This window comes from Cellulophaga sp. F20128, assembly GCF_023015805.1.
Classification (GTDB): domain Bacteria; phylum Bacteroidota; class Bacteroidia; order Flavobacteriales; family Flavobacteriaceae; genus Cellulophaga.
In genome coordinates this window covers 114,862-127,123 of record NZ_JALKBA010000005.1, presented here as the reverse complement: position 1 = coordinate 127,123, position 12,262 = coordinate 114,862, and the positions used below count along the sequence as shown (strand labels likewise).

At 34.0% G+C, this 12,262-nt stretch carries 12 protein-coding genes; 5 read left to right on the top strand and 7 right to left on the bottom strand.

Annotation, left to right across the window (positions count from 1 at the left end; genetic code table 11):
* Positions 1 to 116: 116 nt before the first annotated feature.
* Positions 117 to 1,145, top strand: coding sequence for an oxidoreductase (locus MWU65_RS07130; protein WP_247076507.1), 1,029 nt, complete (start codon positions 117 to 119; stop codon positions 1,143 to 1,145).
* Between the two features lie 29 nt (positions 1,146 to 1,174).
* On the opposite strand, the gene MWU65_RS07125 is transcribed toward MWU65_RS07130, so the two are convergent.
* From MWU65_RS07125 to MWU65_RS07095, 7 genes are all read right to left on the bottom strand, one after another.
* Entirely contained in the window at positions 1,175 to 1,630 is a 456-nt protein-coding gene (locus MWU65_RS07125) for a hypothetical protein (RefSeq protein ID WP_247076506.1), read from the bottom strand.
* On the bottom strand, positions 1,623 to 2,138 hold the full coding sequence (locus MWU65_RS07120) for a hypothetical protein (protein WP_247076505.1): 516 nt from the start codon (positions 2,136 to 2,138) through the stop codon (positions 1,623 to 1,625). The genes MWU65_RS07125 and MWU65_RS07120 overlap by 8 nt, the downstream gene beginning before the upstream one ends.
* A 33-nt stretch (positions 2,139 to 2,171) precedes the next feature.
* Positions 2,172 to 2,714, bottom strand: a complete 543-nt coding sequence (locus MWU65_RS07115; RefSeq protein ID WP_247076504.1) for an RNA polymerase sigma factor — start codon at positions 2,712 to 2,714, stop codon at positions 2,172 to 2,174.
* A gap of 131 nt (positions 2,715 to 2,845) precedes the next feature.
* The gene (locus tag MWU65_RS07110) at positions 2,846 to 4,675 is read right to left on the bottom strand and encodes an ABC transporter ATP-binding protein (protein ID WP_247076503.1); all 1,830 of its coding nucleotides are present in this window, start codon (positions 4,673 to 4,675) and stop codon (positions 2,846 to 2,848) included.
* Positions 4,675 to 6,387, bottom strand: coding sequence for a phospho-sugar mutase (locus MWU65_RS07105; protein ID WP_247076502.1), 1,713 nt, complete (start codon positions 6,385 to 6,387; stop codon positions 4,675 to 4,677). The genes MWU65_RS07110 and MWU65_RS07105 overlap by 1 nt, the downstream gene beginning before the upstream one ends.
* 26 nt (positions 6,388 to 6,413) lie before the next feature.
* Positions 6,414 to 7,370 carry a glycosyltransferase family 2 protein gene (locus MWU65_RS07100; protein ID WP_247076501.1) on the bottom strand — a complete coding sequence of 319 codons (957 nt, stop codon included), beginning with the start codon at positions 7,368 to 7,370 and terminating at the stop codon, positions 6,414 to 6,416.
* 41 nt (positions 7,371 to 7,411) lie between these two features.
* Complete coding sequence (locus MWU65_RS07095; protein WP_247076500.1) at positions 7,412 to 7,927, bottom strand: DUF4199 domain-containing protein; 516 nt, start codon at positions 7,925 to 7,927, stop codon at positions 7,412 to 7,414.
* A 171-nt stretch (positions 7,928 to 8,098) separates the two neighbouring features.
* Here MWU65_RS07095 and MWU65_RS07090 point away from each other — a divergent pair, with 171 nt between their 5' ends.
* From MWU65_RS07090 to ppk1, 4 genes are all read left to right on the top strand, one after another.
* Positions 8,099 to 8,350, top strand: a complete 252-nt coding sequence (locus tag MWU65_RS07090) for a type B 50S ribosomal protein L31 (RefSeq protein WP_247076499.1) — start codon at positions 8,099 to 8,101, stop codon at positions 8,348 to 8,350.
* Positions 8,351 to 8,435: 85 nt separating this feature from the next.
* Complete coding sequence (locus tag MWU65_RS07085) at positions 8,436 to 9,611, top strand: GlmU family protein (RefSeq protein WP_247076498.1); 1,176 nt, start codon at positions 8,436 to 8,438, stop codon at positions 9,609 to 9,611.
* Between the two features lie 96 nt (positions 9,612 to 9,707).
* A complete protein-coding gene (locus MWU65_RS07080) occupies positions 9,708 to 10,193 on the top strand; it encodes a histidine phosphatase family protein (protein ID WP_247076497.1) in 486 nt (161 codons plus the stop codon).
* Positions 10,186 to 12,261: a polyphosphate kinase 1 gene (gene ppk1 / locus MWU65_RS07075; RefSeq protein ID WP_247076496.1), complete on the top strand. Its 2,076-nt coding sequence runs from the start codon at positions 10,186 to 10,188 to the stop codon at positions 12,259 to 12,261. The genes MWU65_RS07080 and ppk1 overlap by 8 nt, the downstream gene beginning before the upstream one ends.
* Position 12,262: the final 1 nt, after the last annotated feature.

Sequence of the window (12,262 nt, the reverse complement as noted above, 5' to 3'; positions counted from 1 at the left end):
AAGGAATACACTTATTTTTGAACAAGTTTATACTAGTAATTAGTACAAGTATCGTATTACTTATAATTGAAGGTTATGAATCCTATTAAAAGACTTGGCGTCTAAAAATTTATAAAATGAAAAATATATTGATTGTAATCTGCTGCATTGTACTTGTTTCTTGTACAGAAAAGAAAGAAATAAAACCATTTTCAGAAGTTGCAGTAGCCACCGTTTTTACTGACTCTTTAAGTATTAGGGCTATTGAACTATTAGATGGTAGCTTGGCATTTGCTACTACAAAAGGCGTGTTTGGTTCGGTAGATTTAAATACTGAACGAGTAATCACAAACGTTCAAAAATACGATTCTATTTTTCCTGAATTCAGGGCCGTAGCACATACAGATACCGATTTTTTTATGCTTTCTGTGGCTAATCCAGCATTGTTGTATAAAACAGGAGATAGTGGTAAAATGGAATTGGTATATAAGGAAGAAGATGCAGCTGTTTTTTACAATGCTATGAAGTTTTGGAACAATAATGAAGGAATAGCAATTGGAGATAGTATGGATGGATGTTTGTCTCTCATTATAACACGTGATGCAGGAAAATCATGGAAAAAACTATCATGTGCACAATTGCCTGAAGGTATGGAAGGAGAAGGTGCCTTTGCAGCGAGTAACACCAATATTGCTATTGTAGGTGATAAAACCTGGATTGCAACAACCAAAGGGCGAATCTATTTTTCCGGAGATAAGGGGGTTTCATGGGATGTTTTTACCACGCCAATTGCTGGATTGGGTGATACCCATGGTATTTATTCCTTAGATTTTTACGATGCTAAGCTGGGGTTCGCTATAGGTGGAGATTACACCAAACCAAACCAAAATAAAAAAAACAAGGCCATTACTATTGATGGTGGAAAATCCTGGCGCTTGGTTGCTGACGGTGCAGAACCGGACTATAAGAGTTGTGTTCAATTTGTGCCCATGCGTAGTGGCAATGAATTGGTGGCTGTTGGATTTACAGGGATATCATATTCTAATGATACAGGAGAATCTTGGACAAAATTATCGGATGAATCCTTTTATACACTGCGGTTTTTAAATGATAGTACTGCTTATGCCGCTGGGAAAAATAGAATTGCTAAATTGATTTTTAAATAAAAAAGGAAAGCTGTTGGCTTTCCTTTTATTTATTTTTTAGAATCTTTTCCTTTGCTTCGATATTGGCGTATCAATTGCCGTTTAAAATCTTCCTCAATGCGGATAAGCATGTAGGTCTTTTTACTAGAAAGCACCTTGCTTATTTTCTGGTAATAGGCCTTAGAGAGGTGTAACTTATCTTCTTCAAATTTAAAATGATACTCTAAGAACGTATTGGCTTCTGCATCCGTTAGGGATTCGTTTGATTTTGATTTACTTCTTTTAGACCGCTGCTCTTTATGAAGCGAGTACATTTCTTTTTCATAAGCGTCATATACAGGCCAAAAGTTCTTTGCTTCACTACTAGTTAATGCAAGTTTTTCAGTGAAATAAGCAACTTTTAAGGATTTTATTTTTTCCCAATCATTTTTTTCTTGGGCATAAAAAACCATAGTTCCCATAAAAAAAACGAGGGCTATAGTAATATTTTTACGTAAGTTATTCATAATTGTCTAAATATAATTCTTGAATATCTATTCCATTGTTAGATTCCAAGTAGTTCATAATCTGTTCTTCATTAATTGTTACGTCAATAACATCTGTAATTTCAAACTCATCAATTGGTAACATTTGCGCTAAATCATAGGTGCTTAAATCCAAATCAACATCATTGAAATAATTTTCTATATCCGTACTCGCCAAGTCTTGGAAAGTCAGGGTAGTTGCATTGTTGTTCCATAAGATGGTTGTAAAAAGAATAATTGCCGCAGCTGCTGCAGCAGCAAAATAATATTTCTTTCTATAAGTTTCTAGGTGTATAACCTTAGGTTCTAGCGTTTGTATTCTTTTTTGAACTCGGGTATGTACGGTATCAAAATAATTGTCAGGAACCGTAAAGCCTTCATTTTTCGGAATAGCATTTTTATCTACAACACTGCTGTAAATTTTTTCTGAAAGCTTATCGAAATAAGAATCAGGTGCTTTAAAACCACTATTTTTTGGTAAATTTTTCATACTTTATATTTGACTATCAATCCTTTAAAAGGTTTAATTGTTCTTTAAGAAAAATTCTATTTTTTTTGCTGCTTGATGGTAGGATGCCTTTAATCCTCCAACTGTTGTCCCTAGTATATCTGAAATTTCTTCGTACTTTAATTCATCAAAGTATTTCATATTAAAAACTAATTTTTGTTTTTCTGGAAGGGTAGCGATTGCTTTTTGTAATTTTAATTGAATTTCATCACCTTCAAAATAAACATCAGATTCAAGGTTTTCTAAGAGGAGGTTGTGTAATTCCTCATTTGAAACCCCTTTCATTTTTGATTTCGATTTTAAAAAAGTTAAAGCTTCATTGGTGGCAATTCTATAAACCCAGGAGAAGAGTTTACTTTCTCCTTTAAAATTTTTAATGTTTTTGTACACCTTAATAAAGGTGTTTTGCAAAACATCATCTGCATCTTCATGATTTAAAACTATTTTACGAATATGCCAATAGAGCCTTACTTTATAGGTGTCCACCAAAGTTTCAAAAGCCTGAGCCTGAGAATCTTCATGTTTTAATTGATGTACTAAAGTTTCTTCTACAATCAAAATCCGTTACTAATTTAAGTATTAGACAAGTAAAAAGGGAAAAGGTTTAATCACTTAATGTGTTTTGAAAAAGGATTCTAAAGTTGGTTTTTTAGCTAATTCCTAAAATATTTGGATTGGACATCTAGTTTTTACGAATCAAAGGATTGCATTTCTACCAATTTTTTATACACGCCATTTGCAGCAATTAATGCTGCATGTGAACCTTGTTCTACAATTTCACCTTTTTGTAAAACTACTATTTTATCTGCGTTTTGAATGGTAGAAAGTCGATGTGCAATAACGATAGAGGTTCTGTTTTTCATCATTTTCTCCAAAGCATCTTGCACCAAGCGTTCGCTTTCTGTATCTAAGGCAGATGTGGCTTCGTCCAAGATCATTATCGGAGGGTTTTTAAGGACAGCACGTGCAATTGACAGGCGTTGTTTTTGACCGCCACTCAGTTTGTTTCCGCTGTCTCCAATATTGGTATGGTAGCCATTGGGTTGCTCCGTGATAAAATCATGTGCATTGGCAATTTTTGCTGCAGCTATAATTTCTTCATCCGTTGCGTTAGGCTTGCTTAAAGCAATGTTGTTTTTAATGGTGTCGTTAAAAAGAATTGAATCTTGTGTAACAAGTCCTATTAAATCCCTTAGCGACTTTTTTGTTAGGTCTTTAATGTTGTCTCCGTCTATTTCTATGGCACCCTCATTTACATCGTAAAAACGAGTAACCAAATTTGCAATCGTACTTTTACCACTACCAGACTGGCCCACTAAGGCAACCGTTTTTCCTTTAGGAACCGTAAGGGTAAAGTTTTTTAAGACATAATCATCTTCATATTTAAAGGAGACCTCTTTGATGGCAATGTCTTGGGTAAAGGCTTCTTTGGGATGTGCGTTTTCTTTTTCTGCAATTGGATTTTTTGTTTCTAAAATTTCTAAAACTCTTTCGGCAGCGGCATTTCCTTTTTTTACACCATAAGATGCTTTACTGATCGCTTTTGCAGGCGTAAGTATTTGATAGGCCAATCCCATATACGTGATAAACATTTCTGGTTCTAAGGTTTTGTCTACCAAAACCATTTGTCCGCCGTACCACAATAAAATACCAATCACGGCAATGCCCAAAAATTCACTTGCGGGGGATGCCATATTTTGTCTGTGTAAAAGACTATTTGAAAATTTATAAAAACGGGAAGTAGATTTTTGAAAGGTAGCGCTAAATGTTTTTTCGGCATTAAAGGCTTTAATAACACGCAAGCCACCTAAAGTCTCTTCTAAAATTGATAAAAAAGTACCTTGCTCTCGTTGTACTTTATCCGATTTTCTCTTTAACGATTTACCTATTAACGAAATTAAAAATCCAGAAATAGGAAGAAATATAAATACAAATAAGGTTAGTTTTGGGCTAATCGTGACCATTGCTGCAATGGTAAAAATAATGGTCAATGGTTCTCTAACGATTAACTCTAAGACAGACAAGAAAGAGTGTTGAATTTCTAATACATCAGAGGTTATCCTGGCTATGGTGTCACCTTTTCTTTTCTCTGAATAATAAGAAATTGGTAATTCTACAGTCTTGTCATACAAGGCATTTCGCAAATCTTTTAAGACCCCATTTCTTAAAAAAGTAATAAAATACATGGCTAAGTACCCAAATATATTTTTTAAAAAGAACATTAACACAACAAGGCCAACCATTAGCATTAGGGCGTACCCTTGATCGTGTTCACCAACGTTTTGGGTCACGAAAAAATTTAAGTAATCTAAGGTGTAATCCTTAATGTTTGTTATGCCTGTCCATTCTGGTTTTACTGTAATTGATTTGGTTTGACCAAAAAGGACGGTAAGCATTGGAAACAAAGAAACCATAGCTAGCGTGCTAAACAAAGCATAAAAAATATTGGCAATTATATTTAGGATTGCATACCTTTTATAGGGTTTTGCAAAACGAAGTATCTTTTTAAAATATTCCATTAACTAATATTGAGCTCTTTTAGGATTCTACTAATTTTGGCATCTAGTTGTTCATTCACTTTGATAAAATCTTCAGCCTTATCTAAGGTCGTATTTATACTGAAATAGAATTTTATTTTCGGTTCAGTTCCGCTAGGTCTAGCTGCCATTTTTGTGCCATCTTCGGCAATGTAAATAAGAACATTGGATTTAGGAATGGTGATGATTTTTTCTTCTCCTGTAATTACATTTTTAGCGATCGATGTATTGTAATCTTCTACCCATTCTATTTTAGAACCATCTATTGTGGCAACTGGATTTTCTTTAAAATCGATCATCATTTGTTTAATCTCCTCAGCACCAGAAATACCTTTTTTGGTTAAAGAGATTAATTTTTCTTTGTAAAAGCCACAGGCTACATAACAAGCTATTAAGTCTTTGTAAAAAGAACTGCCGTTTGCTTTGGCACTTGCTCCTATTTCACAGGCTAATAGGGTAGCGGTAACGGCATCTTTATCGCGTACAAAATCCCCTATCATGTATCCAAAACTCTCTTCACCGCCACCAACAAAATGTTGGTTTGGTGCATCTTTAATCATTTTGGCAATCCATTTAAATCCGGTTAAAGCCGTTTTGCATTCCACCTTGTATAGTTTAGCCAATTGATCCATCATTGGTGTAGAAACAATGGTAGAGCCAATAAATTCATTACCCGTCATTCCTTTTTGTTTGCGTTGCTCTAAAAGAAATTGGGTCATTAGGATCATGGTCTGATTGCCATTTAATAATTCTATTTTTCCATCCAGGTTGCGAACGGCAATCCCTAATCGATCACAATCAGGATCTGTTCCAATGACAATATCTGCGCCAATTTCTTCTGCTTTTTTAATGGCCATCGAAAGGGCTTCTGGCTCTTCCGGATTTGGAGATTTTACCGTTGGGAAATTACCGTCCGGTTTGGCTTGTTCTTCTATGATGGTAACATTTTTATAGCCAGCACGTTTTAAAACTTCGGGTACCGCTGTAATTGAAGTACCGTGTAAAGAGGTGAATACAATTTTAAAATCGTCCTTACCCTTAGCATTAAAGCTTCCATTTTTAACAGATGCATCTATAAATGCTTCGTCAACCTCTTTATCTATTAATTTAATTTTGGTGGGGTCTGCATTAAAATTAATCTTATCAAAGGAGAGATTATTAATTTCATTAATGATTTCGTTGTCTTGTGGAGGAACTATTTGTCCTCCATCTTCCCAATACACTTTATAACCATTGTATTCTGGAGGATTGTGAGAAGCGGTAAGTACAATACCGATATTGCAATTTAAATGTCTAACAGCAAAAGATAATGCGGGGGTAGTTCTAAGTTCGGAAAATAGGTACACCTGTATGCCGTTTGCAGAAAAAACTTCGGCTACGATTTTGGCAAGGGTATCGCTATTATGTCTACAGTCATAGGCAATTACCACCTTTAAATCGTCCTGGTTTGGGAATGTTTTTTTTAGATAATTGCTAATCCCTTGTGTGTTTTTTCCTAAGGTATATTTGTTAATTCTATTTGTACCAACCCCCATTATGCCACGCATACCTCCAGTTCCAAATTCTAGATCCTTGTAAAAACTATCTTTTAACTCTTCTTGATCGTTTTTTATAAGGTTTTCTACCTTGGTTTTAGTTTCAGAATCAAAAGTATCTGTTAGCCAGGTTTGTGCTGCTTGTATAATAGAACTCATTGCGCTTTTGTTTTAATTTAAAATACTTATTTGGTTGTTATATTTATTTCTTCAGAAATTGTATATCGGGTTTCATTCTTCTTAGAGCGTACCATAATTTCTCCTAAAAACCCAGCTAAAAACAACTGAGACCCCATAATCATTGCGGTTAAGGCAATGTAAAATTGTGGCCTATCGGTAATTAATCTTCCGTAGGGGTTAAGAAAAACCTTATCTATGCCTAAATATAGTGCAAAACCAAATCCAATGCTAAACATTAATGCACCAAGTGCTCCAAAAAGATGCATGGGTCTTTTTCCAAATTTAGATAAAAACCAAATAGTAATTAAATCTAAAAAGCCATTTATAAAACGTTCTGCTCCAAATTTTGTTTTTCCATATTTTCTAGCTTGGTGCTGAACTATTTTTTCGTCAATTTTAGTAAAGCCAGCATTTTTGGCTAAAACGGGAATATATCGGTGCATTTCCCCAGACACCTCTATGTTTTTTACCACCTCATTTTTATAGGCTTTTAGTCCACAATTAAAATCGTGCAATTTAACTCCAGAAGTTTTCTTCGCTGCCCAATTAAAAAGTTTAGAAGGGGTGTTTTTAAAAATAACAGAATCGTATCTTTTTTTCTTCCAACCAGAAATTAAATCAAAACCGTCTTTGATGATTAAATTGTAAAGCTCTGGAATTTCTTCAGGATTGTCTTGTAAGTCGGCATCCATAGTAATGATTACTTCGCCTTGGGCTGCCTTAAACCCAGCATGTAAGGCCTGTGATTTTCCAAAGTTTCGAAGAAAACGAATTCCCTTTACATTTTTATTTGTAGCAGATAGCTCAGTAATGATGTTCCAAGAATCATCTGTGCTACCATCATCAATAAAAAGTATTTCGTATAAAAAATGATTGGATTGCATCACCGATACAATCCAATTATGTAGTTCTTTTAATGATTCTTCCTCGTTTAATAGGGGAATAACAATAGATAAATTCATAGTGTACTATTGGAAATAGATTCAAAAGTACAAATATTAAATTATTCTGGTCTTTGTTTTTTTACAATTAACCCAGTAACTAGACCAATAACTAAACCAATGATAACAGGAAGAATAATTCCAAAGGCATAACTTACAACTTTTTGTACGGCCAATCCTTGTTCCCATTGTTCATCTGTCATTTGTGGGTATTGTTGTAAAGCTTGTTGTTTTCCAACTTCAAGTAAGCTCACTCCCAATGCAGGATCAATCACCTGGGTTAGGAGGTAGGTGAAGGCTAGAGAAATTATACCATTAATTAGAGCTATGGCTGCACCAATCTTTAAGGCTTGGGATAAAGTGATAAAACCTTCATTAATTTTTTTAAATTGGAGAATACCAATTACTATAACACCAATTAGTACCGCAAGGCCCACAAGTTGGATTCCAATATTGGTAGCCGCTTCGGCCATCATATCCATAAAATACAGCATAAGTGTAAATACAATACTTATTACACCACCTATGAGTCCGTATGTCCATCCAATTTTTCCGGTATTTGGTTGATTTTTTTCCATTTTTTTGTTTATTTTAGTTGTTGACCTATTAGTAATTTATTCTTGAAATTTGTTACAGTTAAAAGTAGAATAATTTTTCTTTATCTTTTTTCTGCTTAAAAATTGTAAATTTAATAAAAATGCTTATTTTTGCAGCGCTAAATTTTTTTAGAAGAATTAAAGTATTTAAAGATGAGAAAAGGTATACACCCAGAGAATTATAGAATGATTGCATTTAAAGACATGTCTAACGACGAGGTGTTTTTAACAAAATCTGCAGCAGAGACAAAAGAAACTTTAGACATTGATGGCGTAGAGTATCCATTGATTAAGTTGGAAATTTCTAGAACTTCACATCCATTTTATACTGGAAAAGCTAAATTGGTAGATACAGCTGGTCGTATTGACAAGTTTAAAAATAAATATAAGAAATTTACTAAGTAATAATTTCTTTATTATAGAGTTATAAAAGTCACATTCCGATTGTAATCGGGATGTGACTTTTCTAGTTTCACTCAATACCTAAAGTATGAATTACATTTTGTTTGATGGCCCCGTTAGAAAGGCATTATTGCCCTTTACCTACACAAGACCGGTTGCTGATATTAGAGTTGGTATTTTAACCATTCGTGAAAAATGGGAAAAATACCTTGGCAATACAACGAGTACCATTACAGAGGATTATTTAAGTGAAAAATTTCCAATGGTAGAATTAGAGGAAAATGTAATGATCAATGCCTCCTATTTGCCAAATATAAAATTAGTAGCGTCTATCCAAAATCTAAAACAAAATCAAGTAATTTATCATCAAGGTACTATCGTTGCATTTTTTGCAACGGATAGTCAAGAAGAAATAGATTTTGATCAGTACCATGCTATTGAGTTTACTGATGCTGTTATGACCATTGAGCATACTTGGGATATTTTTTCAAAAAATGAGGAAGCATTAGAGGCAGATTTTGATTTGGTAACAGCGGGTAGAACTAGTGCACCAATCTCCAAGACTAATGTTTTAATAAATCCAGATCGTATCTTTATTGAAGAAGGGGCGGTGGTAGAGTACTGTATGTTAAATGCAAGTAAAGGATCAATATATGTAGGTGCTTATGCAGAAATATGGGAAGGGGCTATGGTTCGTGGCGGTTTGGCACTGTGTAATAATGCGGTGATTAAAATGGGTGCAAAAATATATGGGGCAACTACTATTGGGCCTTATGGCAAAGTTTGTGGAGAAGTAAGTAATTCCGTTATTTTTGGATATTCTAGTAAAGGACACGAAGGGTATTTGGGAAATTCTGTGTTGGGAGAATGGTGTAATATTGGCGCAGATTCTAACAACTCTAATTTAAAAAATAATTATGCCTTGGTTCGAATTTGGAATTATGAAACCGAAAGCTTTGAACAAACGGGACTTCAGTTTTGTGGTTTAATGATGGGAGATCACAGTAAAAGTGCAATTAATACCATGTTTAATACAGGTACGGTTGTGGGCGTAAACGTTAATATCTATGTGCCAGGATTTCCTAGGAATTTTGTTCCTAGTTTTAGTTGGGGTGGTTCTTCAGGGTTTTCTACATATGCACCTAAAAAAGCTTTTGAGACAGCTAAGGTGATGATGGCGAGACGTAATGTTGAATTTACAGCGGAAGATGAAGCCATTTTAAATTATGTCTTTGAAGCAAGTAAAAAATGGAGAAAAGATTAAACTTTCTGTAAGAATCTTATCTTATAAAGATAGTTTTAATTAGTTTTTGTATTTTACCATTTAATTTTATGCAATCTACTATAAAATTAAAACTACATGAAAAAACTAACCTTTATCCGTCACGGAAAATCTTCATGGGAATACAATGTGTCTGATCGGGATAGACCCCTTTTAGAGCGAGGAATTAATGATGCCTATTTGGTTGCTTCGGCAATTGAGACCCAAAGTTTTGATGCTGTATTTTCGAGTCCAGCAAATAGAGCCTTGCATACCTGTGCTATATTTTCACGCGTGTTTAATATCCCGTCAAATCAAGTACGTGTGTATGATGAGTTGTATGATTTTTCAGGTGAGGAAGTGCTAAAGTTTATTCATAGTTTGGATAATAATTTGCAAAATGTGATTATTTTTGGACACAACCACGCCTTTACGGCGCTTGTAAATAGATTGGGAAATGTGGCAATAGAAAATGTTCCCACGGCCGGTTTAGTAGCATTGAAATTTGATGAATTAGAATGGAGCTCTGTTAAGAAGGGAGTTACCGAAAAAACAATATTTCCGAAAAATTTAAAGAATGAATAAAAACAAAAATCAATATATAAATAGAGAAATAAGTTGGCTTAGTTTCAATGAACGTGTACTGCAAGAAACAGCAGATGTAAACGTGCCTTTGATAGAAAGAATGCGATTTTTAGGAATATTTTCCAATAATTTAGATGAATTTTTTAAGGTGCGCTATGCAACTGTTAAAAGGATTGTGGATGCTGGAAAAACAGGGAAAAGCGTTTTGGGTGGAGAAAAAGCCAAAGATATATTGGAAGAAATAACGACCATTGTAATAAAGCAACAGAGTAAAAGTTTAGAGATTTTAGGAGCCATTGAAAAGGAGCTTGAAACTGAAAATATATTTATAATAGATGAAAATGAAGTAACAGATACGCAAGCTGTGTTCTTAAAGAGCTACTTTATGCAAAAAGTGAGCCCTGGTTTATTGACTATTATTTTAAACGATTTAAGAGAATTCCCATTGCTAAAAGACACTGCAGCATATTTGGCAGTAAAAATGGTACTGATCAATGAGGTTGATGGGAATGAAAATAAGGAGAACAAATACGCTTTAATAGAAATTCCTAAAGACATAGATCGTTTTGTTGTGTTACCCAATGAAGGGGATAAAAATTACATCATACTCTTAGATGATTTAATTCGGTACTCCTTGCGTCATATATTTACAATGTTCACGTTTGAATCTATTTCTGCGCACATGATTAAAATTACGAGGGATGCAGAGTTGGATATGGACAATGACCTCAGTAAAAGTTTTATTGAAAAAATATCATCAAGTGTAGAGCATCGTAAAATAAGTGATCCAGTGCGCTTTGTATATGATAAAAACATTGCAGATGACACCTTGTCTTTTTTAATGGACAAAATGGGAATTGAAGAAACTGATAGTAAAATACCTGGTGGTAAATACCACAATCGGAGGGATTATATGAAGTTTCCAAGCTTAGGTCGTAAAGACCTAATGTATTCTAAAATTGATCCATTACCAGTAAAAGATTTTAGTTTTGAGGGTAGTATTTTAGAGCAAATAGCTCAAAAAGATTATTTACAATACACCCCGTATCACTCGTTTTCTTATATCACTAAATTTTTAAGGGAGGCAGCTTTAGACCCTCAAGTGAGAACTATTAAGCTTACAGTATACAGATTAGCAAGTAACTCTCAAGTTGCTTCATCGCTAATCAATGCAGCCAAAAATGGAAAGCAAGTTACTGTGCAAATAGAATTACAGGCAAGGTTTGATGAACAGGCGAATATAGAATATGCAGAACAAATGCAAGCCGAAGGTGTAAAACTAATATTTGGGGTTCCAGGATTAAAAGTACATAGCAAAATATGTGTAATAGAACGCGAAGAGAACGATAAAATAAAACGTTACGGATTTATAAGTACCGGAAATTTTAATGAATCAACGGCAAAAATTTATACAGATTATACACTGTTTACTGCCTATTCTCCTTTATTAAAGGAATTAAATAAAGTGTTCGACTTTTTTGAAACCACCTATAAAATTAATAAGTACAAGCATTTGGTTGTATCTCCTCATTACACAAAAAATGTTTTTATTGGACTTATAGATCAGGAAATAAAAAATGCCAGAGAAGGGAAGGATGCATTCATTAAAATTAAGATGAATAGTTTTACTTCCTATAAAATGGTGGACAAACTTTATGAAGCTAGTAATGCAGGAGTTAAAATACAGCTTATCGTCAGAGGTATTTGTTGTCTGGTACCCGGAGTTAAGGGAATGAGTGAAAATATAGAAGCCATTAGTGTGGTCGATAAATTTTTAGAGCATACTAGGGTATTTATTTTTGGAAACAATGGCAATTCAAAAGTATATATTTCTTCAGCAGATTGGATGACTAGAAATTTAGATTTTAGGGTAGAAGTGGGGTGTCCTATTTACGATGAAGATATTAAACAGGAACTGGTAGACACCTTTGAGATTTCTTGGAATGATAATGTAAAGGCGAGAATGTTCTCGGAACAGCAGGACAATGCTTATCGAAAAAATGATAAACCAAAACTTCGTTCTCAGTTTGCTGTGTATGAGTACTATCAAAAAAAATTAAACGCTTAGA